This window comes from Hydrogenophaga sp., assembly GCF_019635465.1.
Lineage (GTDB): Bacteria > Pseudomonadota > Gammaproteobacteria > Burkholderiales > Burkholderiaceae_C > Hydrogenophaga.
On record NZ_JAHBZK010000018.1, the window covers coordinates 20,570 to 44,675 of the forward strand.

At 66.4% G+C, this 24,106-nt stretch carries 24 protein-coding genes; 7 read left to right on the forward strand and 17 right to left on the reverse strand.

What is annotated here, in order from left to right; all coding sequences use genetic code 11:
- Window positions 1-60: 60 nt before the first annotated feature.
- Window positions 61-2,550 carry a penicillin acylase family protein gene (locus KF871_RS15900; RefSeq protein WP_291144679.1) on the forward strand — a complete coding sequence of 830 codons (2,490 nt, stop codon included), beginning with the start codon at window positions 61-63 and terminating at the stop codon, window positions 2,548-2,550.
- 39 nt (window positions 2,551-2,589) lie between these two features.
- Here the strand turns inward: KF871_RS15900 and KF871_RS15905 are convergent, their stop codons facing one another.
- Genes KF871_RS15905 through KF871_RS15925 form a run of 5 tightly spaced genes read right to left on the reverse strand, consistent with a single transcriptional unit; the run spans window position 2,590 to window position 6,676 of the window.
- Entirely contained in the window at window positions 2,590-3,381 is a 792-nt protein-coding gene (locus KF871_RS15905; RefSeq protein ID WP_291144682.1) for an ABC transporter ATP-binding protein, read from the reverse strand.
- A 12-nt stretch (window positions 3,382-3,393) separates the two neighbouring features.
- On the reverse strand, window positions 3,394-4,530 hold the full coding sequence (locus KF871_RS15910) for a M14 family metallopeptidase (protein ID WP_291144685.1): 1,137 nt from the start codon (window positions 4,528-4,530) through the stop codon (window positions 3,394-3,396).
- Window positions 4,531-4,545: 15 nt separating this feature from the next.
- Window positions 4,546-5,259 carry an ABC transporter permease subunit gene (locus KF871_RS15915; RefSeq protein WP_291144687.1) on the reverse strand — a complete coding sequence of 238 codons (714 nt, stop codon included), beginning with the start codon at window positions 5,257-5,259 and terminating at the stop codon, window positions 4,546-4,548.
- Between the two features lie 10 nt (window positions 5,260-5,269).
- Window positions 5,270-5,956, reverse strand: a complete 687-nt coding sequence (locus tag KF871_RS15920) for an ABC transporter permease (protein WP_291144690.1) — start codon at window positions 5,954-5,956, stop codon at window positions 5,270-5,272.
- Window positions 5,957-5,968: 12 nt separating this feature from the next.
- A complete protein-coding gene (locus KF871_RS15925) occupies window positions 5,969-6,676 on the reverse strand; it encodes a transporter substrate-binding domain-containing protein (protein ID WP_367172065.1) in 708 nt (235 codons plus the stop codon).
- Window positions 6,677-7,090: 414 nt separating this feature from the next.
- On the opposite strand from KF871_RS15925, the gene KF871_RS15930 reads away from it, so the two are divergent.
- Together KF871_RS15930 and KF871_RS15935 are read left to right on the forward strand one after the other, a co-directional pair.
- Window positions 7,091-7,549, forward strand: coding sequence for a hypothetical protein (locus tag KF871_RS15930; protein ID WP_291144696.1), 459 nt, complete (start codon window positions 7,091-7,093; stop codon window positions 7,547-7,549).
- A gap of 49 nt (window positions 7,550-7,598) precedes the next feature.
- The gene (locus KF871_RS15935; RefSeq protein ID WP_291144698.1) at window positions 7,599-7,805 is read left to right on the forward strand and encodes a hypothetical protein; all 207 of its coding nucleotides are present in this window, start codon (window positions 7,599-7,601) and stop codon (window positions 7,803-7,805) included.
- Window positions 7,806-7,882: 77 nt separating this feature from the next.
- On the opposite strand, the gene KF871_RS15940 is transcribed toward KF871_RS15935, so the two are convergent.
- From KF871_RS15940 to mltG, 8 genes are all read right to left on the reverse strand, one after another.
- Window positions 7,883-9,394 (reverse strand): tripartite tricarboxylate transporter permease, encoded by a 1,512-nt coding sequence (locus KF871_RS15940; protein ID WP_291144700.1) that lies wholly within the window; start codon window positions 9,392-9,394, stop codon window positions 7,883-7,885.
- Between the two features lie 15 nt (window positions 9,395-9,409).
- Complete coding sequence (locus KF871_RS15945) at window positions 9,410-9,898, reverse strand: tripartite tricarboxylate transporter TctB family protein (RefSeq protein ID WP_291144702.1); 489 nt, start codon at window positions 9,896-9,898, stop codon at window positions 9,410-9,412.
- A gap of 110 nt (window positions 9,899-10,008) precedes the next feature.
- The gene (locus KF871_RS15950; RefSeq protein ID WP_291144704.1) at window positions 10,009-10,626 is read right to left on the reverse strand and encodes an ankyrin repeat domain-containing protein; all 618 of its coding nucleotides are present in this window, start codon (window positions 10,624-10,626) and stop codon (window positions 10,009-10,011) included.
- 71 nt (window positions 10,627-10,697) lie between these two features.
- A complete protein-coding gene (locus KF871_RS15955) occupies window positions 10,698-11,522 on the reverse strand; it encodes a TatD family hydrolase (RefSeq protein WP_291144890.1) in 825 nt (274 codons plus the stop codon).
- Window positions 11,523-11,591: 69 nt separating this feature from the next.
- Window positions 11,592-11,957 carry a PilZ domain-containing protein gene (locus KF871_RS15960; RefSeq protein WP_291144706.1) on the reverse strand — a complete coding sequence of 122 codons (366 nt, stop codon included), beginning with the start codon at window positions 11,955-11,957 and terminating at the stop codon, window positions 11,592-11,594.
- 95 nt (window positions 11,958-12,052) lie between these two features.
- Window positions 12,053-13,066 (reverse strand): DNA polymerase III subunit delta', encoded by a 1,014-nt coding sequence (locus KF871_RS15965; RefSeq protein WP_291144708.1) that lies wholly within the window; start codon window positions 13,064-13,066, stop codon window positions 12,053-12,055.
- Window positions 13,063-13,710, reverse strand: coding sequence for a dTMP kinase (gene tmk, locus KF871_RS15970; RefSeq protein WP_291144710.1), 648 nt, complete (start codon window positions 13,708-13,710; stop codon window positions 13,063-13,065). The genes KF871_RS15965 and tmk overlap by 4 nt, the downstream gene beginning before the upstream one ends.
- Window positions 13,711-13,715: 5 nt before the next feature.
- A complete protein-coding gene (gene mltG / locus KF871_RS15975; protein ID WP_291144712.1) occupies window positions 13,716-14,723 on the reverse strand; it encodes an endolytic transglycosylase MltG in 1,008 nt (335 codons plus the stop codon).
- A 137-nt stretch (window positions 14,724-14,860) separates the two neighbouring features.
- Between mltG and KF871_RS15980 the strand changes: the two genes are divergently transcribed.
- Entirely contained in the window at window positions 14,861-15,784 is a 924-nt protein-coding gene (locus KF871_RS15980) for a folate-binding protein (RefSeq protein ID WP_291144714.1), read from the forward strand.
- A gap of 1 nt (window position 15,785) precedes the next feature.
- Window positions 15,786-16,613: an NRDE family protein gene (locus tag KF871_RS15985; RefSeq protein ID WP_291144716.1), complete on the forward strand. Its 828-nt coding sequence runs from the start codon at window positions 15,786-15,788 to the stop codon at window positions 16,611-16,613.
- Here KF871_RS15985 and KF871_RS15990 read toward each other — a convergent pair.
- Complete coding sequence (locus KF871_RS15990) at window positions 16,600-17,466, reverse strand: YbgC/FadM family acyl-CoA thioesterase (RefSeq protein WP_291144718.1); 867 nt, start codon at window positions 17,464-17,466, stop codon at window positions 16,600-16,602. The two genes, KF871_RS15985 and KF871_RS15990, sit on opposite strands and share 14 nt — an antisense overlap.
- Window position 17,467: 1 nt before the next feature.
- Entirely contained in the window at window positions 17,468-18,451 is a 984-nt protein-coding gene (locus KF871_RS15995; protein WP_291144720.1) for an alpha/beta hydrolase, read from the reverse strand.
- A gap of 83 nt (window positions 18,452-18,534) precedes the next feature.
- On the opposite strand from KF871_RS15995, the gene KF871_RS16000 reads away from it, so the two are divergent.
- The gene (locus KF871_RS16000; RefSeq protein ID WP_291144722.1) at window positions 18,535-19,674 is read left to right on the forward strand and encodes an iron-containing alcohol dehydrogenase; all 1,140 of its coding nucleotides are present in this window, start codon (window positions 18,535-18,537) and stop codon (window positions 19,672-19,674) included.
- A gap of 109 nt (window positions 19,675-19,783) precedes the next feature.
- Entirely contained in the window at window positions 19,784-21,961 is a 2,178-nt protein-coding gene (locus KF871_RS16005) for a transcriptional regulator (RefSeq protein ID WP_291144724.1), read from the forward strand.
- Here KF871_RS16005 and KF871_RS16010 read toward each other — a convergent pair.
- Window positions 21,892-22,929 (reverse strand): rhodanese-related sulfurtransferase, encoded by a 1,038-nt coding sequence (locus KF871_RS16010; protein WP_291144726.1) that lies wholly within the window; start codon window positions 22,927-22,929, stop codon window positions 21,892-21,894. The genes KF871_RS16005 and KF871_RS16010 overlap by 70 nt on opposite strands.
- Window positions 22,930-22,980: 51 nt before the next feature.
- Window positions 22,981-24,075, reverse strand: a complete 1,095-nt coding sequence (locus tag KF871_RS16015) for a phospholipase (RefSeq protein ID WP_291144727.1) — start codon at window positions 24,073-24,075, stop codon at window positions 22,981-22,983.
- Window positions 24,076-24,106 lie beyond the last annotated feature (31 nt).

A 24,106-nucleotide genomic window follows, 5' to 3' on the forward strand; every position in this document is an offset into this window, starting at 1 on the left:
ACAGCGTACGACGCAGGCCCTTATCCTCGGGCACCCATCTGAGCCGAGGAGACAAGCCCCATGCGTTGGATTCGCCGTTTGTTGTCCGCCATCGGCCTGCTGCTGGTGCTGTCGGCGGCCATGGGCATCTGGTACGTGCGCCAGACCTTGCCGCAGCTCGACGGCCAGCTCAGGCTGGCGGGCCTGAGTGCACCGGTGCAGGTGAATCGCGATTCGAGCGACGTCACGCACATCCTGGCGCAGCGCAGCACCGATGCCTGGATGGCCCTGGGTTACGTGCATGCGCAAGAACGTGGCTGGCAACTGGCCTTCAACCGGGCCGTGATGCGCGGCAGGCTGTCCGAATTCCTGGGCCCGGCCACGCTGGAGACCGACAAGCTGTTGCGCACCCTGGGCATTCGTCAGGTCGCGCAACGACAGTTGGCCACGTTGCCCAGCGAGGCGCGCCAGGCCATGGAGGCCTACAGCACCGGCGTCAACGCCTTTTTTGCCAGCAGCGACCAGGCCCGCACACCGGAGTTCCTGGTGCTGGGCGTGGACCCCGGCGCATCGGCCCGCGATGGCGCTTGGTGGGACGCGGCCGACAGTGTGGGCTGGTCGCTCATGATGGCGCTGGACCTGGGGGGCAACTGGGGCAACGAATTCGCCCGCCTGACCGCCTTGCAGGTGCTCGACACCGACGCGATGTGGGCGCTGTTTCCGCCCTACGAAGGGGAGCCTCGCGCCGCAACGGCCGATCTGGCGCGCCTGTACCGCGAGCTCGGCGTGTATCGCGAGGACGCGTTCAAGACCACGGCGCAGGCGCCACCACAGCTGGGTGGCTTGCGGGAGCGCATTGCCGCGGGGCTGCAGGCCTGGACTGAGGCCTTTGGTCACACCGAGGGCAAGGGCTCGAACAACTGGGTGGTGTCCGGCGCGCGCACCACCAGTGGGCTGCCGCTGCTGGCCAACGACCCCCATCTGGGGCTGAGTGCGCCGGCGATCTGGTACTTTGCCCGCCTGCAGGCGCCCGACGTCGCCGGCCTGAAGGGCATGGACGTGATCGGCGCCACGTTGCCAGGCACACCCTTCGTCGTGCTGGGGCGCACAGCCAACCTCGCCTGGGGTTTCACCAACACCGGCCCGGACGTTCAAGACCTGTATCTGGAGCAGATCAATCCGGCCAATGGGGGCGAGTACCGGGTGCCGTCGACCGGCACCGAGTCGGCCTGGGCGCCGTTCAAGGTGCGCGTGGAGACCATCAAGGTCAAGGGGCAGGGCGACGTGACCCACCTGGTGCGCAGCACGCGCCATGGTCCGGTGATCAGCGATGCCCAGGCGCGCTATGGCGAGGTGATCGACACCAGCCGCTATGTGCTGGCGCTTCGGTGGACCGCGCTCGAAGCCGACGATGGCAATGTGCTGGCCACCATCGAAGGCAACCGCGCCCAGAGCGTTGATGAGCTGCGGCTGGCACTGCGCGACTTTCGCGCGCCCATGCAGAACGTGGTGATGGCCGATCGCCAGGGCCGCATTGCCTACAAGGCGGCCGGCCAGGTGCCGGTTCGCGCTGCCGACAACGACATTCGCGGCGTGGCGCCGTCACCCGGGTGGGAGGCGCGCTACGACTGGACGGGTTGGTTGCCGTATGAGCAGACGCCCGAAGACGATGGCGCCAAGGGCTGGATCGCCACGGCCAACCAGCGCGTCCACGGCCCGGACTACCCGCACTTTCTGACGCAGGACTGGGTGCCGCCGTACCGCCAACGCCGCATCGAAGAAATGCTGCAGCAAACGCTTCGCCACGACGTGGCGAGCTTTCGGGCCATGCAAGGCGACCTCTACGCCGCCGCCACAGTGCGTCTCCTGCCGTTTTTGCTGAAGGCGCGCAGCGACCACCCGCAGGCCGCCGCGGCCATGCAGGCCTTGCAGGGTTTTGATGGGGTGATGGCCAGCGACTCGGTCGCCGCGCTGATCTTCAGCGTCTGGGTCGACGAGTTCGCGCGCGGCGTCATCGGCACCCGTCTGGGCAAGGCGCGTTTTGCCACCATCTATGGCAAACGCAACTTTCGCGCGGCCGTCGAAGGCATCCTGGCCTCCGATGACCCGGCCTGGTGCGGCGCATCGGGCTGCGCGGCGGCCAGCAGCGTGGCGTTCACGCGGGCCTTGCAGCGCATCGTGACCATGTGCGGCGACGACGTGGCCCAATGGCGCTGGGGCGACGTGCACCCGGCGATCTCGGCGCACCGGCCCTTTGCCGAGGTGAAACCGTTGGCCCGGCTGTTCAACGTGACGGTACCGACGGGGGGCGATCCGTTCACGGTCAATGTGGGGCAGTACCACCTCGACAAAGTGGACGCACCTTTTGCCAACCGGCACGCCGCGAGCCTGCGCGCCATCTACGATCTGGCCGATCTGGATCGCTCGCGTTTCATCTACCAGACCGGCCAGAGCGGCAATGTGTTCTCGAGCCGCTACCGCGACATGAGCGAAGCCTGGGCCGCCAATGAGTCACGTGTGCTCAGCCTGAACCCAAGCGGGTGGGCGCACCAGCTTGAGCTGACGCCCTGAGGCAACGCCAGGCTCGCCTGCCCTGGGAGCAGGGCCGGTCTACTTGAGGTTGCCCTTGAGGAACTGCGCCAGCCGTTCGCTCTTGGGGCGCGCCAGCACCTCGGCCGGTTGCCCTTGCTCCTCGATGCAGCCTTTGTGCAGAAAGATCAGGTGCGAGGACACCTCGCGCGCAAAACCCATCTCGTGCGTGACCACCACCATGGTGCGGCCTTCTTCGGCCAGCAATTTCATGACGCGCAAGACCTCGCCGACCAGTTCGGGGTCGAGCGCCGAGGTCGGCTCGTCGAACAGCATCACCGCGGGTTCCACTGCCAGCGCGCGCGCAATGGCCACGCGCTGCTGTTGCCCACCGCTCATGTGCGCGGGGTAGCGGTCTTCGACGCCTTGCAGACCCACACGCTCGAGGTACTTGCGCGCCGTCTGCACCGCTTGATCGCGCGAGACACCCAGCACGTGCACGGGTGCTTCAATGATGTTCTGCAGCACCGTCATGTGGGCCCAGAGGTTGAAGTGCTGGAACACCATGGCCAGGCGTGTGCGCAGGCGTTGCAGCTGGGCTGCGTCGACCGCCTGCAACTCGCCGTGCCGGCCGGCCTTGAGTCTGAGTTCCTCACCGCCGAGCACGATGCGCCCGGCGTTGGGCTTTTCCAGCAGGTTGATGCAGCGCAGGAGGGTGCTCTTGCCCGAGCCTGAACTGCCGATGAGGCTGATCACGTCGCCGGCGTTCGCCTGCAGCGAGACACCCTTGAGCACCTCGTTGGCACCGAAGCGCTTGTGGATGTCGTGCACGGCCAGCAGCGGTGCGGCGGCGGTTGAGGTCGGTTCGGTCATGGAGCGGTGAGGTCAGGCGCCCAGCAAGGGGCCGGTGCGAAAAGGGGTGGCGCCGGCGATCTTGCCGATCTCGCCACCGGTGACGCAGTAGCGCTCGCCGACGGTGGCATACAGCACGCCGGCCACACCGGCCTCCACGCGGTGAACGCGGGCGGTATCGGCCGCGGTGGGGTCGATGACCTCGGCCACGAGATCGCCAACGGCAAGCATGTCGCCGGGGCGGGCATGAAAGACCACGACGCCCGCGACCGGGCTGTTGAGCGTTTCGGAGCCTGCCAGGGGGGTCGGCTCACAACTGGGTGCAGGCAGGGCAGGGGCGGGCCCCGCCAGCACACCCAGGTGGGCGAGGAACGCGACGATGGCCTTGGCGTCGCGTCGGGCGTGGTCGTGGGTGACGTCGGCCTCGCCGCGAAATTCGAGCGTGGTGCTGGCACAGCCCTGGGGCAGCGGATGGCGCACACCAAGGGCCCGCAACCGCTCTGCCAACTGCCACCAAAGCCCCGACAGACATTCGTCGAAGGGGCCGCCGCCCGAATCGCGGGCAATGAGCACGGCCTGGCAGGCCAGCAGGCTGGCCAGGGGCGCCAGCGGCGGCCAGCAGGCCTCTTCGGCGTACATGTGCATCACGGCCTCCCAGTCGCAATGCATGTCCAGCACCACGTCAGCGTCGTGCGCCATCAGCAGCAGTTCGTGTCGCAGGCTGTCCAGCTCGGTGGCCGGTGTCCAGGCCCGCAGCCAGTCGGTGACGGCCGAGCGCACCAGCGCCACGTTGGCGGCGGCATCCGGACCGAGGCGATCCTTCACCACGTCGAGCACGGCGCCCGCGAGGTCGGGGTAGTGCCGGTTGAAGTTCTGGCCGCTGCCGAGCTCGAAGCGGCCCATGGCCTTGTGGTCGAGCCGCTGGGCCAGGCCGATCGGGTTGGCTGCTGGCACCAGCACCACGTGGCCGCGCACGCGTCCTTCGCGCTCGGCCTGATCGAGCATGGGGCGCAGGTGGTGCGCCACCAGCATGCCGGGCAGTTCTTCGGCGTGCAGACTTGCCTGGATGTAGACCTTGGGCCGCGCCGTGGGGTCGCCGTAGGCAAACGACACCAGGGTCTTCTGGTGCCCCAGGCTGGCGCTGACCAACGGATGTTCGGTGCGGACCATGATGCGTTGCTGTCGTCAGTGCGTTCGTGGCGCCAGATGCGCCAGCAGTCGTCGCTCGGTGAGCTTGAACAGACCCACCAGGCTGAAGGTGATGGACAGGTAGATGCCGGCGGCGAACAAATAGGCCTCGAACGGCAGGTAGTAGTCGGAGTAGATGCGGCTGGCCGCGGCGGTGATGTCGAGCATGGCGGGCACCGCGCTGGCCAGGCTGGTGCTGTGCAGCATCATCACCACCTCGTTGCTGTAAGCGGGCAGGGTGCGCCGGATGGCGCTGGGCAGCACGATGCGGCGCAGGGCCAGCCAGCGGCCCATGCCCATGGCTTGCGCGGCTTCGATTTCGCCGGCGGAGGTTTCGCGGATGGAGCCGGCCAGCATCTCGGCGGTGTAGCCCGCGGTGTTGAGGCTGAAGGCCAGCAGGATGCAGAAAAACGCGTCCTTGAAATAGATCCAGGGCCAGACCGCGTCCCAGCGCGCCTGGATCCACTCGAGTTGGGCCAGGCCGTAATAGATCATGTAGACCTGAATCAGCAGCGGCGTGCCGCGGATGACATAGGTGTAGGCACCGACGAGCCAGCGCAAAGGCCGTGGGCCGTGGGTGAGGGCGACCGCGAAGACCAGCGCCAGCACGGCGCCAATGGCCAGCGAAGACAGCAACAGCCCCAGCGTGGTGGCCGCGCCGTGCGCGTACATCGCCAGGTGCTCGGGTTCGAAGATGACGGACCAGCGCATCGTTCAACCCTCAGACGTGGCCGCGCTTGACGCCGAGGCTGAAGCGGCGGTCCACCCATCGCAGTGCCCACAGCGACACCGATGTGTAGACCAGGAACAGTGCGGCCGCGAACAGGAAGAAGGTGAACGGCTGGCGTGTGGCCGCGCTGGCCTGCTTGGCCAGGTAGGTCATGTCGTGCAGGCCGATCAGGCTGACCAGGGCCGTCGACTTGATCAGTACCAGCCAGTTGTTGGTGAAGCCGGGAATGGCGTAGCGCACCATCTGCGGCAGGGTGATGCGCACAAAGGTGCGCACATTGCCCATGCCGAAGGCCCAGGCGGCCTCCATCTGGCCTCTCGGGATGGCGAGGATCGCCCCCCGGAAGGTTTCGGTCATGTAGGCGCCGTAGATGAACCCGATGGTCAGCACACCGGCGGCAAACGGGTTGATGTCGATCGTCTGGCGGCTGCCGAGCGCTTCGATGAGGTGGTTGAGCCCGATGGTGCCGCCGTAGAAGATCAGCAGCATGAGCACCAGTTCAGGCACACCACGCACCACGGTGGTGTAGACCGTGGCCAGGCCCACCAGTGGAGGCCGGCCCGACAGCTTTGCCGCCGCGCCCGCCAACCCCAGCACGATCGACAGTGCCAGCGATGCCAGCGAGACGCCCACGGTGACGAGGGCGCCTTGCAGGATCAGCTGAAAGTAGCTGGACAAAACCCGTGCAGCTTATTGGCCGTACACGTCGAAGTTGAAGTACTTCTTGGCGACCGTGTCGTAGACGCCGTTGGCACGGATGGCCTTGATGGCGTCGTTCAATTCGGTCTTGAGGCCGTCTTCGCCCTGACGCAGGGCCACACCGGCGCCGTAGCCGAAGTACTTGACGTCGTTGAGCACCGGACCCACGAAGCCATAGCCCTGGCCTTCGGGTTTGCTCAGGAAGCCACCAGTGACTTCGACAGCGTCGGCCACGGTGCCGTCCAGGCGGCCCGATTTGATGTCGAGGTAGACTTGGTCCTGCGCTTCGTAGGGGGTCACGACCACACCTGCGGGCTTGAGTTCACCCATGGCGTATTTCTCTTGCGTGCTGCCTTTGAGCACGCCGATCTTCTTGCCTTTGAGCGATGGCAGATCGGTGAAGGCGGTGTCGGCCTTGACCACGATGCGGCTGGGCGTGTTGTAGTACTTGTCCGTGAAGTCGATGACCTTCTTGCGCTCGTCGGTGATGGACATCGAGCTGATGATCACGTCGTACTTCTTGGCCTGCAGGCCGGGGATCATGCTGTCCCAGAGTTGCTCGACGTAGACGCACTTGCGCTTGATCTGGTTGCAAAGGGCTTCGGCGATGTCCACGTCAAAGCCGGTGGGCTTGCCGTCCGACGTTTTGAAGGTGAAGGGCTCGTACGTGGGGTCGATGGCGACCTTGAGTTCGGGCATTTCGGGCGCCGGTGCAGCAGCGGGTGCGGCAGCAGGCGCCGGCGCGGGCGCAGCAGCGGGCGCGGGTTCTTCCTTCTGACCACAGGCCGTCAGGGCGGCGGCTGCGAACAGGGTGGCGGACAAGGCGAGGTATTTCATGAACGGGTTTCCTCATTGGGTGCGTTGTGCACCATTGAATTTTGGCGAGCGGATTGTAGGTCTGGCCCCAGCCGACGCTGGCTCCAGGAGGCTGGGATTTGCCCGGGGCCATTGGCCGGGAAATTGGCACCGGAACACTGGCAAGTTTCAAGCCAGCATCGGGCAATCTTTAACTTTACATAATATACATCGTAGAAACTATCGACAGGATGAGGAACCCAGACCAGTTCAGCCGTTACCCACCAGCCATCCTCTCATCCATTGCCACCAAAGCCCATGGACGTCGCCATTGTCGAAGACCTGCTGCAAAAAGCCGCCGAACATTCCAGTGCCTGGGCGGTGGTGCGTGAAGAAGGCTCGGACGCCTGGATCGTGGTGCTGCGCGACGAGACGCTGCTGGACGCCGAATACGACGGTCCCAGTCAGCAGATCCGGTTTCGCGCCGAACTCGGGCTGGTGGCGGACACCGCACAGCGGCATGCCATCAACGAACTCATCCTGCGCAGCCAGGGTGTCATTCCGATGCCTGCGCTGGGCCTGGCCCCGGACAACCGCTACGAGCTGCTGGCCAACTGGTCGCTGCACGAGCTCGATGCCGTGGCCTTGGGCGCAGAGCTGGACCACCTGACAGAGCAAATTCAGTTGTGGCGCGACGTGGTGGCACAACCGCTGATGCCACAGAAGCCTTCCATGCCGCTTGAGCCAAACCGCCTGGACATCGGCATGTTTGCCTGAGCCAGTCCTCAAAGCCATTCACCGTCCTCCAAATTCACGCAGAAGCACCATGAGCACCATCCAGCAAACTCTCCGTTCAGTGGGTACGCCGTATTCGTCGTCTGTGTCGGCGCCGGTCAAGGAGACCAGTCAGCGCGCAATGAGGGAAATTGCCAATCGGGCGCCACGCCTGGGCCCGGAAGCCCGACAGGCAGCGGCTAGGACTTTCGCGACCGAATCGTTTGGCTCCGAGGTGGCTGCCCGACTGTTCGACTGATCGGCTGGCGTCTTACCCACAGCAAAAAGCCCCGGGCGCGAGCACCGGGGCTTTTTGTTGTGACTTGCCAAGCGCCGTCACTCTTCGACGAACGCTTCCTCGCGCTTCTTCTTGACCGAAGGTAGCAACACGATCGCCAGCAGCACCAGGGCCGCCACCAGCAGCGACGCCGAGATTGGACGTGTCACGAACACGCCCCAGTCGCCACGCGAGATCAGCAAGGCGCGGCGCAGGTACTCCTCCATCATCGGCCCCAGGATGAAGCCCAGCAGCAAGGGCGCTGGCTCACAGCCGAGCTTGATGAAGGCGTAGCCGATGAAGCCGAAGATGGCGACCATCCAGATGTCGAAGCTGTTGTTGTTGGTCGAGTACACGCCAATGGCACAGAACAGCACGATCGCCGGGTACAGCCACTTGTAGGGCACCGTCAGCAGCTTGATCCACAGCCCGATCAGGGGCAGGTTCAGGATGATCAGCATGGCGTTGCCGATCCACATCGAGGCGATCAGGCCCCAGAACAGGTCCGGGTTGCTGGTCATCACCTGCGGGCCGGGCTGGATGTTGTGGATGGTCATGGCACCCACCATCAGTGCCATCACGGCGTTGGGTGGAATGCCCAGCGTCAGCAGCGGAATGAAGGAGGTCTGCGAGCCAGCGTTGTTGGCCGACTCCGGCGCCGCCACACCGCGGATGTTGCCTTGGCCGAACGGCACCTCACCGGGTTTGAGCTTGGTCTTCTTCTCGATGGTGTAGGCCGCAAACGAAGACAACAAGGCGCCGCCACCCGGCAGGATGCCGAGCGCCGAGCCCAGCGCCGTGCCGCGAATGACCGCCGGCAGCATGAGCTTGAAGTCCTCGGCCGTGGGCATGATGCCCGTGACCTTGGCGGTGAACACTTCGCGGTTTTCGTCGTCGTGCGACAGGTTGCTGATGATCTCGCCATAGCCGAACACGCCCATGGCCACCACCACGAAGCTGATGCCGTCGGTGAGTTCCGGAATGTCGAAGGTGAAGCGCGCGACGCCGGAGTTGATGTCGGTGCCGACCAGGCCCAGCAGCAGACCAAGCACAATCATCGCCAGTGCCTTGAGCAGCGAACCCGAGGCCAGCACCACCGCGCCGATCAGGCCCAGCACCATGAGCGCGAAGTACTCGGACGGGCCGAAACTCAGCGCGACTTCCGTCAGCGGCGGCGCAAAGGCGGCCAGCACCAGGGTGGCCACGCAGCCAGCAAAGAACGAGCCCAGACCGGCAGCCGCCAGCGCGGGGCCTGCCCTGCCCTTGCGGGCCATCTGGTAACCGTCGATCACGGTCACCACCGACGACGACTCGCCCGGCAGGTTGACCAGGATGGCGGTGGTGGAGCCGCCGTACTGCGCGCCGTAGTAGATGCCGGCCAGCATGATGAGTGCCGACACCGGCTCCAGCCCGTAGGTGACTGGCAGCAGCATGGCGATGGTGGCCAGCGGGCCCAGGCCCGGCAACACACCGATCAGCGTGCCCAGCAGCACGCCGACAAAGCAGTAAATGATGTTCTGCAGCGAGACGGCAACGCCGAAGCCCAGCAGGAGGTTGTTGATCAGATCCATGAATAGTCTCCGGCCTCAGGGCTGCAGGAACCAGGGCAACACGGGGAACTGCAGGCGCAGCGCGTAGACGAAGGCGACATAACTGCCCACCGCCAGGATGGTGGCCAGCACGATCGACTCCTTGAGCCGGTGGTCCGGACGGGCGTAGCCTGAGATGATCACCAGCGCATAGAGCGCCACGATCAGACCGAACGCCGGAATGCCCAGTGCAGGCACACCCACGAGCAGCGCGCCGAACGCCAGGTTGGCGCCCAGGATGAACAGCAGCGGGCGCCACGACAAGGTGCCGATGTCTTCACCCGCACGTGGCGAGCCCCGCACGCCTTGCAGCGTGATGACCACGCCCAGCACAGCCAGCAAGATGCCCAGCATGAACGGGAAGTACCCCGGCCCCATGCGCGCGGCTTCGCCGATGTCGAAATTGCGGGCACCAAGCGCGAACGCTATGCCCACGGCCATGAACATGATTCCGGACAGGAAGTCCTTCTGGCTGGCGATCTTCAAGACGTCTCCTCGAATTTCCAAACCGCCAGATTGTGCGCGGCCCCTCAGGGCGCGGTCATGTGGGATTCACCTACGCACAGGCGTCGCCTGCGCGACGCCCATTCGCCCTTTCACCACTTGCCAGTGGATTGCCGCTGGCGGATGGCGGCGGCGATCAGCTCGGCCACATCGCCGCGCCCCGCGCGATGAGCGAAGTCGATGGCGCTGAGCCCCTGCTCGTTCTTCATCGCGGTGTCGGCGCCCTCGTCGAGCAGCAGCTTGACCACCGCCTTGTTGCCGTAGTGGGCGGCCATCATCAGCGGCGTGGTGCCGTTGGGCGACTGCGCGTCGATGAAGGCATAGCGTTCAAGCAACAGACGCGCCACCGGCAGGCTTTGTTCGCCAGGGTTGGTGGCGGCGTAGTGCAAGGGTGCCCATCCGGGCTTGTTGACCTCGGCGCCGCGCGCAATGAGGGCCTCAATCAGGTCGAGCCGGGCCTTGAGCGCGGCCATCATCAGGGGTGACTCCCCTTTGGCGTTGCGCACCTCGACCTTCACCGACGGCTGCCGGACCAGGTAGGTGCTGACCTTGGGGGCCTCATCGCGGATGGCCAGGTACAGCGGGTGCTGGCCGGACGGGTCGAGCGTATTGAGATCGAACCCTCGCGATGCCAGCCGCTGCACAGTGTCGATGTCGTCGCGCTTGATGGCGGCAAAAAAGTCGTCATACGACTGCGCCCGAGCGCTCAAAGCAGGTGTTATTGAAACGGCAAATAACCATTGAATGACAATGCGCTTTTTGATTAATCGCATGTGATTTCTCAGGAATTGACAGCTTGGACTCTGGCCAGAACACGATCGAACAGGCGCTCGAAGTTGGCGTTCGTGCAGTCGGCAATCGAGGCCACTTCAACCTCCCTCACCTGCGCCAGCGCGCTCGCCACGTGGGGCACCCAGGCCGGCGTGTTGGTCTTGCCGCGGTGGGGCACGGGCGCCAGGTAGGGGCTGTCGGTTTCGATCAGCAAGCGGTCGTCGGGCACCCAGCGGGCAGTCTCACGCAGGTCGGCGGCATTGCGAAAGGTCACGATGCCCGAAAACGAGATGTAGAAGCCCAGGTCCAGCGCCGCCTTGGCCACTGCGTCGGTTTCGGTGAAGCAATGGAACACACCGCGCGCCACGTTGCCCCGGTCGGCCGAGCCGAAACCACCCTCCTCGCGCAGGATGGCCAGCGTGTCGTCGGACGCCGAGCGGGTGTGGATCACCAACGGCAACCCGGTTGCGCGCGCGGCGCGAATGTGGACCCGGAACCGTTCGCGCTGCCATTCCATGTCGGCCAGGCTGCGCTCGCCCAGCCGGTAGTAGTCCAGTCCGGTCTCGCCGATGCCCACCACCTTGGGCCTTGCCGCGCTGGCCAGCAGGTCCTCCAGGGTGGGCTCGCGCACATCGTCGTTGTCGGGGTGCACACCCACCGTTGCCCACAGGGCGTCGCTGCCCATGGCGATCGAATGGACGTCGTCGAACTCTTCCAGGGTCGTGCAGATGCACAAAGCGCGGTCAACGGCGGCGGCCTGCATGTCGGCCAGCACCTGCGGGATGTTTTCGCGCAGGCCGGGGTAGCTGAGGTGGCAATGGGAGTCGGTGAACATGCGGCGATGATCCATGAAAAACGCCTCGCGGCTGTCAGCGGCGAGGCGTTGTCCGAGGCGCTTGGCGGGTCAGAGCGTCTGGGTCTGGCGGTCCGAGTTCAGGTTGGCACCCAGGATCTCTTCGATCTTGAGCTTGAGCTGTTTGGACTTTTCGTCCGCCGGGAAGCGGATGCCCACGCCCTGCGTGCGCCCGCCCTGTGCCTTGGCAGGCGTGACCCAGGCCACCTTGCCCGCCACCGGGTAGCGCTGCGGGTCTTCCGGCAGGCTCAGCAACACATAGACGTCGTCGCCGAGGCGGTACTCACGCGACGAAGGAATGAAGATGCCACCCTCACCGAACAGCGGGATGTAGGCGGCGTACAGCGCGGCCTTCTCCTTGATCGAGAGCTGGATCACGCTGGGGCGGGCCGCAGCGGTGGTCGGATTGGTGCTCATGGGGCGCGAGTTTACGGGTGTTCAGAGTCAGCAAAGGTCCGATTCAAACCCGAGAGCGGGTCCAGTTCCGGCATTGGGTCACGATCGGGGGGCATTCAGCGACGGGCGGTCCCCAACGCCTCGCGAGCGCGCGCGGCCCATGCCTCCTGCAGCAGGCCGGCCTGGAAGGGGTGTTCCACGCTGCGCGCTGCCAGGGTGAGCTCGCGAGACCACAGTGCCAGCACGCGCCAGGGCGGTGGTGCGGGCAGGTGCTCGGCGGGGAAGAATCGGGTGGTGGCACCCGCAGCGTGTGCCATCAGGTCGTGGCAGAGCTTTTGCAGCACATCGAGCTGTGCGCTGGGCGTCTGATCGGCCAACGAGGTCCAGTCGCCGCGGGCCAGGGCATGCGGCAGACCCAGCCACTGCTGGGGCGTCAACCCGCTGCCGGCCAGCGCCAGCGCCATGTCGGGGCGTCCACCCGAGGCCTGCCACCACGCCATGGCCGCCGATTCGCTGAGTCCGCCGTGGTCCTGCAGCCATTCGCGACCCTCCACGGGGTCTGGCCAGCCCAGCTGCACCGTCTGGCAGCGGCTGCGGATGGTGGGCAACAACTGATGCACAGCCTCGGTGGCGAGCACGAATCGCACGCCCGGCGAGGGCTCTTCCAGGGTCTTGAGCAATGTGTTGGCGGCTTCAATGTTGAGCCGGTCCGCCGGGTACACCATCACCACCTTCAGACCACCGCGCGCGCTGGTGGTCTGGGTGAACGCCACGGCCTGGCGAGCCGCCTCGACGCGGATGAAGCGGCTGGGTTTGCGCTTCTTGTCGTCGATCTCGCGCTGATCGCTCTCGTCGATGGGCCAGCCCAGCGTCATGCACAGCGTCTCGGGCATGAGCGCGCACAGGTCGGCATGGGTGCGCACGTCGATGGCGTGGCAACTGGCGCATTGACCACACGCGCCGTCCGCCGTGGGTCGCTCGCACAACCAGGCCCGAGCCAGGGCCAGCGCCAGCTCGTACTGGCCGAGCCCCGAGGGGCCCGCCAGCAGCACTGCGTGCCCACGCTGGCCCAGCAATTGCCGGAGCTGGCGCAGCAGCCAGGGAGCCAGGGCGTGCGAGGTGGCGCTCATGGCTGGGCCAACCACCCTCTCTGCACAAAGGCCTCGCGCACGGCCTGCGCCACTTGCTCGCGGGCCTGGTCGGCCGCGATACGGGCAAAACGCGCCGGCTCGGCAGCGGCCCTCGCGGCGTAGCCCTGGGCCACGCGTTCGAAGAACGCCTGGGGCTGGGCTTCGAAGCGGTCGGGCACGCGTGCGGTGGCCAGGCGTTGGGCCGCCACCGCAGCGGGCAGGTCGAACCAGATGGTCAGGTCGGGTTGACGCAGGCCGCCATGCGTCCTGCCCTGCACCCATTGCTCCAGCGTGGTCAGCACCGACAGGTCAAAGCCCCGGCCATGGCCCTGGTAGGCAAAGGTGGCGTCGGTAAACCGGTCGCACAGCACGACCGCGCCGGCAGCCAGAGCGGGTTCAATGACGTTGACGAGGTGGTCGCGCCGGGCGGCGAACATCAGCAAGGCTTCGCTCAGCGGATCCATGGGGTCGTTGAGCACGAGCTCGCGCAGCTTTTCGGCCAGCGGTGTGCCGCCCGGCTCGCGCGTGAGCACGACCTGGCGGCCCTGTGCGCTGAACGCCTGGGCGATGGCATCGATGTGGGTGGACTTGCCTGCGCCGTCGATGCCTTCGAAGGAGATGAAAAGACCCTGGGGAAGTGACATGCGGATCAGCGGCGCAACTGGTAGCGTCGAACCGCGGCGTTGTGTTCGCCCAGCGTGGCACTGAAGTGGCTCGACCCATCACCCCGCGCGACGAAATACATGGCTTTGGTACTGGCCGGTTGAACTGCTGCCATCAGCGAGGCCATGCCGGGCAGCGCGATTGGTGTCGGCGGCAGCCCGGCACGCGTATAGGTGTTGTAGGGGGTGTCGGTGGTCAGGTCGACGCGGCGCAGGTTGCCGTCGAAGCGCTCGCCCAGGCCGTAGATGACGGTGGGGTCGGTCTGCAGCCGCATGCCCACCCGCAGGCGATTGGAGAACACACCGGCCACCAGCGAGCGATCCGCGTCGCGACCGGTTTCCTTCTCGACGATGCTGGCCAGCACCAGGGCTTCTTCGGGCGATTGCAACGGCGATGCCGGGTCGCGGCTGTCCCAGGCGCGCGCCAGGCGCTCATCCATGGCGCGGGCCGCTTCGCGCAGCACCGACGACAAGGTGGCGTGTTTGACCACGCGGTAGGTGTCTGGGAAGAACCGGCCCTCGGCATGCACGCCGGCCTTGCCCAGGCGCTCCATGATCTGCTCGAGGCTCAGGCCGGCGAGGTCCTGGGTGAGGTCCGGCGAGGCTTGCAAGGCGCCAATGGCCTGGGCAGCGGTCAGTCCTTCGACGATCTGCACGCTGATCAAGGCCTGCTCACCCCGGACCAGTTTGGACAGCAGGGAGCGTGGCGTGTCACCCGGATCGATTTCGTACACGCCCGACTTGATGTCGCGCGACTGGCCCGACAGGCGAAACCAGGCGAACAGCAGTTCGGGCATGACGTCGACGCCGGCGGCCTGGACCCGGCGCGCCACGGCCCGGGCGGAGCTGCCGGGCGCAATGTCGAGCTCCAGCGGCTTGTCGGCGGTGGCCTGGGCCGGCAGCGCCAGCGGCTTGTGCACCCACCAGTGGCCAAGCATGAAGGCTACTGCGAGCAGCAGGAGGGGGTAGACCACCAGGGTTCTGAGAACGCGCATCGAAAACTTGCTGTCGACAGGGGGAAGGCGCCGGGCGGCGGCGGCGCACGCGGGTCGTCATGATAATTCGCGGGTCCCCGGCCTCCACCGGCGGCACGTGTCCTCCGGTCACGGCCGCCAGACCCCTCATCGACCGCATGTCCTCTTATCCCCTTTCCGATGCCGTTCACGTCGCCAGCGGCGCGGCCGCACTGCCCGAACTGGGCGTCATTGCCGCCGAGGGCGAGCAAGCCGCCGCGTTTTTGCACGGCCAGCTGACCCAGGACTTTTCCCTGATGGGCTTTAGCGAAGCGCGCCTGGCCGCCTTCTGCTCGGCCAAGGGCCGCATGCTGGCCAGCTTCGTGGCCGTTAAGCGCGGGCCCGATCAGTTGCTGCTGGTGTGCAGCCGGGACCTGCTGGCGGCCACGCTCAAGCGATTGCAGATGTTTGTGCTGCGCGCCAAGGTCAAACTCAGTGACGCCAGCGAGGCCTGGCAGGTCCACGGCATGCTCGGCGATGCCGTCCCGTCCGCACTGCCTGCACCACCCTGGTCGCACCAGCGCGACGGCGAAGTCAGCGTGGTGCGCCTGTACCCGTCCGAAGGCATTGCGCGCGCGTTGTGGATCGGCCCGGCCGGTACGGCCCCGGATGCCGCACCCCTCGCCCACGAATCGTGGGCTTACCGGGATGTTGCCAGCGGCGTGGCCACGCTCACGCAGCCCGTCGTTGATGCCTTTGTGCCGCAAATGCTCAACTACGAATCGGTGGGCGGTGTCAATTTCAAGAAGGGCTGTTACCCGGGCCAGGAGGTGGTCGCGCGCAGCCAGTTCCGCGGCACGCTCAAGCGCCGAGCCTTTGTTTTGCGGGCCGACGCGCCTGTGCAGGCCGGACAGGAGGTTTTTCATCCGGGCGATGCGGAGCAGCCCTGCGGCACCGTGGTGCAGGCAGCGATCGATCCGGCGGGCGGTTGGCGTGCCATCGCGTCGCTGCAGGTGGCCGCTGTCGATGGTCAGCCGTTGCACGCGGGCAAGGCGGGTCTGAGCGTGTTGCCCCTGCCCTATCCCCTGCTCGACGACATCTGACATGTGCCTGGTGGCCTTCGCCATCGACGCCGCACCCGGCTGTGGGCTGTGGGTGGCCGCCAATCGCGACGAGTACCTCGAGCGCCCCACCGCCGCGCTGCACCGCTGGCAACTGGACAACGGCGTCGCGGTCGTGGGTGGGCGCGATCTGCGCGACGGCGGCATGTGGATGGGCGTGACGGCCTCGGGGCGCGTGGCGTGGCTGACCAATGTGCGCCAGGCCGATCTGGCGCGCGGGGAGCGAAGTCGTGGGGAGCTGGTCACGCGCTGGTTGCGGGGTGACGTCTCGCTGGACGAATTCACCCAATCGCTCGGCGCCGCCGACTACGCCGGCTTCAACCTGGTGGTGGGCTCGATCGTCGAAGGTGGCTGGACCTGGATCAGTAACCGGGACCCGGGCGACCCGCACGGCGCCGATCCGCGGACGAGCGCTCGGCTGCATTGCGCGGCCATCTCCCCAGGGGTGCATACCTTGTCCAACGCCAGCTTGAACACGCCATGGCCCAAATCGCGGCGGCTGTCGGATGCCCTGCGGCACGCCCTGCACGCCCCTGCCGAGGCAGATGGCCTGCTGGGTGAGGCCCTCACCGATGCCCGGCATGCCCAGGACGCCGAGTTGCCCTCATCGGGTGTACCGATTGAGGTGGAACGGGCGCTGTCCAGTCCGTTCGTTCGCATGCCCGAACGGGGCTACGCCACCCGCACCAGTACCGTGCTGCGGGTGGTCGGCGCTGCGGTGACGATGGACGAATGGACGCACGCACCCAATGCCGCGCTGCCATCGTTGGCAACCGCGGCTCACCGGCGAGAAGTGCTCACAGTGCCTTGACCATCTCCAGGTGCTCGATGCCGGCCTCCTCGAAGGGTGCGCCGTGCGCGACGAAGCCCAGGCGATCGTAAAACCCGACCGCGCTGCGCTGGGCATGCAGCATCACCTGTTGATCGCCCCGTTCTCGCGCAGCGTCCATCAGGGCCAGCAACAAACGCCGCCCCACGCTGCTGCCGCGCAGCGTGCGGTGCACGGCCATGCGACCGATCTTGGCAACACCCGGCTGCGCCTGCAGCAATCGCCCGGTGCCGATCACCTGGCCCAGCCGGTTGGTGGCAAGCGCATGCACGGCGGTGGCGTCGGCCGCGTCCAGCTCCAGCTCCATGGGAATGCGCTGCTCTTGCACGAACACCGCCTTGCGGATGGCGCTGGCGCCTGCGCCCAGCGTCTGCCAGTCGCCCACGGCCACCGAGACCATGTCCTGGCCGGCCTCGAAGCCCTCAAGCATGTTGCGCAGGCGATCGGGCACGGGCAGTGACGTCTGCGTTTCGGGATTGGCGAACACGTAGACCAGCTCGCCGCTGATGAGGTGTTCATCACCGCGAAAGATGGCGCCCCTAAACGCGATGGAGCTGCGCCCGATGCGCTCGCACCGCAAGGCCACATCGAGCTGGTCGTCCATGCGCGCCGAGGCATGGAATTCGACCGTGGCCTTCACCACGTAGAGGTCACCCGCCAGCAACTGCATGCCCTCCTCGTACGGCATGGCCATGGCCCGCCAGTAGTCGGTGATGGCGGTGTCGAAATACATCAGGTAGTGCGCGTTGAACACGATCTTCTGCATGTCCACTTCGGCCCAGCGCACCCGCAGGCGATGAAAAAAACGGAACTCGGATCGTTTGGCTTGGGGCATGTCAGTGGATTCCAAAGGCTTGGCGCAGGGCGCGGGCGGCGTCTTGATGGGCGCGCAGTGCTTCGGGGATGGCGCGGCCGAACTGGATGAAGCCATGCACCACGCCCGCATAGATTTCAAGGTCGACCGGCACACCTGCCAGCCGCAGGCGGTCGCCGTAGGCCACGCCTTCGTCCACCAGGGGATCGCACTCTGCCAGGCCGATCCAGGCCGGGGCAACCCCATCGAGGTCCTTGGTGTGGCCGTCTTCGGCCAGCCCGTCCAGCGGCGCAAAGCGCCAGTCGTCACGGTCGCGGGCATCGCGCAAGTATTGGTGGAAAAAGTACGAAATGTGTGGCACCTCCAGCAAGAAGCCTTCGGCAAAACGGTGGTGCGAGTCGGTGTTCTGGTGGCCGGCGCAACCTGGGTAGAACAGCAGTTGCAGCGCCAGTGGCACACCCGCGTCGCGCGCAGCGATGGCCGTCACGGCCGACAAGGTGCCACCGGCACTGTCACCGCCCACCGCCACGCGCGACACATCCAGGCCCAGGTCACTGCCGTGCGCGCGCAGCCAGGCCAGACTGTCCCAGGCGTCGTGAACCGCGGTGGGGAACTTCGCCTCGGGTGCGAGCCGGTAGTCCACCGACACCACTGCGCATTGCGCGTGATGCGCCAGCGCACGGCACAGGCGTTCGTGCGTGGCCACGCTGCCGATGGTGAAACCGCCGCCATGGAAATACAGAAGCACGGGTGCCGGCGTGCCATGGCTGCCATCGAACAGGCGCGCCGGCAAGACGGCACCGTCGCGCGCGGTGATGGCCAAGGCCTCGTCGCGTTTCACCGCGTGCGGCTGAATGTCCAGCACATCGGCACCGGCCGCATAGGCCGCGCGCGCCTGATCGGGCGCCAGCGCATGAAACGGCGGATGGCCGGCGCGAGCGATCCGGTCGATCACACTGCGCATCGGCGGGGTCAACAGGGCGCGGGGGTTGCGGTGCGATGTCATCGGGGGATTGTCTTTTGGGCGACCGCTGGGTGCAGCGGTGTGCCTATAGTTCGGGCGACGCGCGAACATAACCGGAGACAGCCGTGCCCCAGATCCTTTACGTGACAAACATCCTCATCGACTACGGGGCTTTGGCTCAGCTGAAGGCCGAATGCGAACGCGTGGGCATGGCGCGCCCGCTGGTGGTGACAGACGCGGGCGTCAAGGCCGCCGGCCTGCTCGATCGCCTGCTACAGGCGCTGCCGGGCATGAAGCCTGCCGTGTTTGACCAGACACCATCCAACCCGACCGAAGCGGCCGTGCGTGCCGCCGTGGAGGTGTTTCGCACCAACCAATGTGACGGCCTGATCGCTCTGGGTGGCGGCAGCGCCATCGACTGCGGCAAGGGCGTGGCGATCGCGGCCACGCACGACGGCCCGCTCAAGACCTACGCCACGATTGAGGGCGGCTCACCCCGGATCACCGATGCGGTGCCCCCGCTGATTGCCGTGCCCACCACGGCCGGCACCGGCAGCGAGGTGGCGCGCGGCGCCATCGTCATCGTCGACGATGGGCGCAAGCTGGGGTTTCACAGCTGGCACCTGGTGCCCAAGACCGCCCTGCTCGACCCCGAACTCACCCTGGGCCTGCCACCGCTGCTGACGGCCGCCACCGGCATGGACGCCATTGCGCACTGCATGGAAACCTTCATGAGCGCGGCCTTCAATCCGCCGGCCGACGGCATTGCGCTCGATGGACTTCGCCGTGGGTGGGCGCACATCGAGCGCGCCACGAAAGACGGCAGCGACCGCGAGGCACGCATGCACATGATGAGCGCCAGCATGCAAGGCGCCATGGCGTTTCAGAAAGGACTGGGTTGCGTGCACAGCCTCAGCCACAGCCTGGGTGGCATCAATCCGCGCCTGCACCATGGCACGCTCAATGCCGTTTTCCTGCCTGCCGTGATCCGTTTCAACGCCCAGACCGAGTCCATGCAAAAGGAAGACCGGTTGCATCGAATGGCGCAGGCCATGGGACTGAGCGACGGCTCGGCGGTGGCCGACGCCGTCAAAGACATGAGCGCTCGTCTGGGTCTGCCGGCCGGCCTGGTGGCCATGGGCGTCGATGCATCGGTGTTTGATCGCGTCATCGAAGGCGCCATGGCCGACCACTGTCACAAGACCAACCCACGCCTCGCCACCGAGCAGGACTACCGCGACATGCTGCTGGCCTCGATGCATTGATGCGTGTGCTGCGTCGAGTACCAAACGACTAAAAGAGCGGCCGCAATCACGAAAAATTGACGACTTTAGCGGTGCTCTAATCGGCCCTTTCAGGTAAGGGAAGGCCGTCATGCGCGAGCGCAGCAAGGGGGAAAGCCGACAATCGATCGGGTTGACCGAAACATTCAAGGGGGCAACGCGGGATGCGATCTGGCCCGCCGAGGAGTATCGATTCGGCGCATTCGTGCTGCGCACCGATCGGCGCGAGTTGCGGCATGAGGGCGTGCTGCGCCCCATGGAGCGACGCTGCTTTGATCTGTTGGCTTACCTGCTTCGCCATGCTGGGCGGGTAGTCACCAAGGACGAACTGCTCGACAACGTCTGGTCCAGTCGCTTCGTGTCGACATCGGTGATCGCCCAAAGCGTGCTCAAGGTGCGCAAGGCGCTGTACACCGACGCCTCGCTTCCCGAGCTGGTTCGCACGGTGCATCGTGTCGGCTACCGACTGGCGGCGGATGTTGAGCGTCGCCGAATCATGCCGTCCGAACTGCTGTCCCACAGGGAGGCGGGCGTCTGGGATTGGCAGCGCATTTCCGCATCCGGGCTGTCCTGTCAGGAGCCCTGGGCTGTGGCCGCGCTGGACGCCTTTGGCATATGGGCCCTTCAAAGTCATGGCGTCGCCGTGCGCGACGACATGCGGATACCAGGCCCCAACACCGCCATCACAACGCATTGCGAGGTGCGTTCCCTGGGGGACGGCGACTTCGGCGCGACGCTGGAGATGATCGACAAGGGTGGGCATCGGCACCAGCTGGATGGGCTGGCAGGGTCGCCATTTGAAGCGGTATGGCGAGCGGCTGGCGCTGCCGCCCTGCTCGCTCAGCTCAACGCGATGCTGCTGGTCCCTTGTTCCGCCGCCAAGCCTCGCTGTTGGGAACAGCTCGCCTTGCTGCCCCAGCCGACGGTACCTGGCCAGGCGCACACCATTGCCCCGCTGTCGAGTGCGTGGTCCACCTTGCTGCCCAAGGTCAGCGGCGACGTACTGGCCGATCTGCTGATGGAAGCGGCGTGGCGGGATGACGCAGGCGTGGCTGCCGAACTGCATCGGCTTTCGACTCTCGCGACGCCGGCGAATGGCTTGCGCTACGCCATCTGGTTGGACCTGTGCGAAGCCATGGTGGCAACGCAGGCTGGCGGGCGCCCCGAAGAAATTGCGTTGACTCAAGCCCACGCAGATGCGTTGCTTGAGGCCGATACGGAGACTGCCCACCGCCAACTGGCGACGGCCGCGCACTTGTTGTGTGCGTCCAGAGCGGCGCCCGTCGATGCACCCTGGTGGCGACGATGGGTGTCGCGTCATCCCATGTCGTTGCCCCCGGCCTCTCGCCGCTGGTGGCTGTTGTCGGCATTGCAATTGCGCCTGGCGCACCCGGAGGAGCCGGGCGCCGAACCAGGTACCGAGGTGATACAGCAATTGCTGTTGCAGCCCATCGAAGACGGGCTGCAGTCGCTCTTGCTCAACCTCTACGGACAGCTTTGCGAGATGGAAGGTGACCTGGAGACCGCCACCCGACACCTCCAGCACGCTGCCGACATGGCCATCCGCGCGCCATGGCGGACATCGCGGCCCTTGTGTCTCCTGACGCTGGGCACGTTTGCCGCTCGATTGCATGACGTTGGCACTCTGGATACCTGCATCAGGGCCCTTTCGACGGTCGACAAGGTCCACCGCCCGAGGCGACAGGCCATTCTGGCCTGGCTGCAAGCGCGGCGCATGCGCATCGACGGCAGTGCCGCCGATGCGCTCAGACTCGCGGACGGTGCTCTCGCTGACCTGTCCACTTGCGGGTTGTGGATGCGCGAGGATTTCTGGCTGTTCCTGATCGACACAGCCTTGCACGCGCGTGCGCGCGGCGCCCTGGAGCGCATTCGAGCGACGCTGGATGGTGCTGCGGGACGCGCTCGCTCTGCAACACTCAGCGCCATCGACGCATCGTTGGCTTTGCTCGATGGCGACAAGACCAGGGCGCGTCAGTTGATCGTGCGGGCATGGCAGCTTGCGCCACCCTCCACGTCCAAACGACTGCTGGCCATGGCAGCGGCCACTGCCTTGCAGTGGGGAATGCCCGACACCACGCACGAATGGAATCAGGCCATGGGCCAGGCGGGGGACTGGATCGAGCGCACCCGCAACGGCCGTCGCCTGCGCCAACCCATCACCCAGTCGGCGGGGCCAACTCAGCTGCCAGGCGACGCTCTCGTTGTCGCTGAGGAAGAGCCGTCCACCTTCTGGCTCTGGTCAGTCTGAGACGTGCTCACGCCCGCGCCGGCGTTCCCGTGATCCGGTGGCGAGAACGCCTGTGCGCCAATGTGTTGCTGGCCACGGGCGTGGGCGAGTTCCACCTGGCGTTGGCGCTCGCGCAGCCGGGCCTTGTCCTGATCGCTGCGCTGCGCATGGCAGTGGGGGCAGCTCACGCCGGCCACATAGCGTGGCGACGCCAGGTCTTCTTCGCTCAGCGGCCATCGGCAGGAACGGCAAAGCACCGACTGGCCGGGCGCCAGGTGGTGGCCGACGCTCACGCGTTCATCGAAGACGAAGCATTCGCCCTGCCACAGGCTTTGCTCGGGCGCCACGTCTTCCAGGTACTTCAGGATGCCCCCTTCGAGGTGGTAGACCTCCTCAAAGCCCTGCATCTTCAGCAATGCCGTTGATTTCTCGCACCGAATGCCGCCGGTGCAGAACATGGCCACGCGCGGTTTGTGCGTCTGGTTGAGCGTTGGCTGGCTGGCCAGCCACTCGGGCAACTCGGTGAAGCTGCGTATGCCGGGATTGATGGCGCCGGCAAAGGTGCCGATCTTGACCTCATAGTCGTTGCGCGTGTCGATCAGCACCACGTCGGGCTGCTCGATGAGCGCATTCCAATCAGCAGGTTTGACGTACTGGCCAACCGTTCGGGTGGGGTCCAGCCCCGGGACGCGCAAGGTGACGATCTCCTGCTTGAGGCGCACCTTCAGGCGGTGAAACGGTGGCGCGTCGGCCCAGGACTCCTTGTGCTGAAGGTCGGACAGGCGCGCGTCGCTGCGCAGCCAGCCAAGCACCGCGCGCACACCCTCCTGGGGGCCGGCGATGGTGCCGTTGATGCCCTCCTGCGCCAGCAACAGGGTGCCTTTGACGCCATGGCGTTCGCATGCCGCACGCAAAGGCGCCTGAAGATCGGCGTGGTCGGGCAGGCTGACGAACTTGTAAAGCGCTGCGGTGAGAAACGGTAGGTTCACGGCGCGGATTATCCCGCCTGCAGCCGCCGTCGCCTCCGCCGACGCCGAGGACTACAGCGGCTCGACGCGCTGCATGTCTGGTCGCAGCAGCCATTGCGCCAGTTCGTCGGCCAGACGCCGCGCGGCGCCGACGGCTGTGCCCCAGGCCTTCACACGCGCGGCGAGATCCTGACCGTAGCGGTCGAAGTCGGTGCGATCGGGCAGCTTGCCGTTGGGCAGGCTGCGCACCCACTCAGGGTCGGGCGCCACGACGAGCATGTGATCCAGCGCCGCGCTGCTGCGGTGGCGGCGCTTCCAGGCCTTGTCGAGCCAGCCCGGGACCACCGCTTTCTGGAAATGCGGATAGAGCACCAGGGGTGCCTCCGGGCTTGCGTGGTAGTGCAGGTGCAGGTGGTAGTCGGTGATGCCGCCGTCCCAATACACCCCGCGAGGCGCGCCCGCGATGTCGGCCACCGGCCGCAGCACAAACGGGATGGAACAGCTGGCCTGCAAGGCAGGCATGAAATTGTGCGGGCCCAGCGCAATCTGGCGCGTGCGCAGGTCGTGCGTGTCAAACGGCAGTGCGCTCACGGTCCCCTGCGCCGGTACCGGGGCCGAGAACACCACACGCTCCAGCCACTGGCCCAGTGAGCGTCGTCGGACGGCATTGGCGGCAAATGCGCCCAGGTAGCCCAGCGGCGTGCGCAAGGCTCCATCGCGGGACAATAGGCGCCGCCCGCGCGAAGTGACGATGTGCAGGCGCCACCGCGGGTGTTGCAGGACTTGGTCGACGCGCCCGCCATAGAACGCCTGCAGGTTGGCGGAAAAGGTGTCGCTGATCTGTTGCGGGCTGGGGCGCCGCTGGCCTGGCGCGAGCTCGTAGTGCTGGTGGATGTAGTCGTGCTCCAGGCGCTGGAACGCGGCGGCCGGATTGTCGAGACAGGCCGTTCCCATGCGCCACGCGCCGATCGAAGCGCCAATGAGGTGGATCGTCTGGGGCGTATCGCGCAGCCAGTCGCCGAAAAGGAATTGATCGAGCGGGCCAAGGATGAGACCTTTGGGCCCGCCCGCGGCGGCAGGGATCACGCCCACATCGCGCGGGCGCAGCCCATGTTCGCGCAGGTGCTTCAGCGCCAGCGGGCCGGCGTACAGACGGAGTGCTTGCATGCCGCGGATTGTCCGCGACTCCTTGGACGGG

Bases quoted from the DNA above. Each gene is read 5' to 3' on its own strand.
- KF871_RS15900 (WP_291144679.1), top strand. From the start codon at position 61: ATGCGTTGGATTCGCCGTTTGTTGTCCGCCATCGGCCTGCTGCTGGTG.
- KF871_RS15905 (WP_291144682.1), bottom strand. From the start codon at position 3,381: ATGACCGAACCGACCTCAACCGCCGCCGCACCGCTGCTGGCCGTGCAC.
- KF871_RS15910 (WP_291144685.1), bottom strand. From the start codon at position 4,530: ATGGTCCGCACCGAACATCCGTTGGTCAGCGCCAGCCTGGGGCACCAG.
- KF871_RS15915 (WP_291144687.1), bottom strand. From the start codon at position 5,259: ATGCGCTGGTCCGTCATCTTCGAACCCGAGCACCTGGCGATGTACGCG.
- KF871_RS15925 (WP_367172065.1), bottom strand. From the start codon at position 6,676: ATGCCCGAACTCAAGGTCGCCATCGACCCCACGTACGAGCCCTTCACC.
- KF871_RS15930 (WP_291144696.1), top strand. From the start codon at position 7,091: ATGGACGTCGCCATTGTCGAAGACCTGCTGCAAAAAGCCGCCGAACAT.
- KF871_RS15935 (WP_291144698.1), top strand. From the start codon at position 7,599: ATGAGCACCATCCAGCAAACTCTCCGTTCAGTGGGTACGCCGTATTCG.
- KF871_RS15940 (WP_291144700.1), bottom strand. From the start codon at position 9,394: ATGGATCTGATCAACAACCTCCTGCTGGGCTTCGGCGTTGCCGTCTCG.
- KF871_RS15955 (WP_291144890.1), bottom strand. From the start codon at position 11,522: ATGTTCACCGACTCCCATTGCCACCTCAGCTACCCCGGCCTGCGCGAA.
- KF871_RS15960 (WP_291144706.1), bottom strand. From the start codon at position 11,957: ATGAGCACCAATCCGACCACCGCTGCGGCCCGCCCCAGCGTGATCCAG.
- KF871_RS15965 (WP_291144708.1), bottom strand. From the start codon at position 13,066: ATGAGCGCCACCTCGCACGCCCTGGCTCCCTGGCTGCTGCGCCAGCTC.
- tmk (WP_291144710.1), bottom strand. From the start codon at position 13,710: ATGTCACTTCCCCAGGGTCTTTTCATCTCCTTCGAAGGCATCGACGGC.
- mltG (WP_291144712.1), bottom strand. From the start codon at position 14,723: ATGCGCGTTCTCAGAACCCTGGTGGTCTACCCCCTCCTGCTGCTCGCA.
- KF871_RS15980 (WP_291144714.1), top strand. From the start codon at position 14,861: ATGTCCTCTTATCCCCTTTCCGATGCCGTTCACGTCGCCAGCGGCGCG.
- KF871_RS15985 (WP_291144716.1), top strand. From the start codon at position 15,786: ATGTGCCTGGTGGCCTTCGCCATCGACGCCGCACCCGGCTGTGGGCTG.
- KF871_RS15990 (WP_291144718.1), bottom strand. From the start codon at position 17,466: ATGCCCCAAGCCAAACGATCCGAGTTCCGTTTTTTTCATCGCCTGCGG.
- KF871_RS15995 (WP_291144720.1), bottom strand. From the start codon at position 18,451: ATGACATCGCACCGCAACCCCCGCGCCCTGTTGACCCCGCCGATGCGC.
- KF871_RS16005 (WP_291144724.1), top strand. From the start codon at position 19,784: ATGCGCGAGCGCAGCAAGGGGGAAAGCCGACAATCGATCGGGTTGACC.
- KF871_RS16015 (WP_291144727.1), bottom strand. From the start codon at position 24,075: ATGCAAGCACTCCGTCTGTACGCCGGCCCGCTGGCGCTGAAGCACCTG.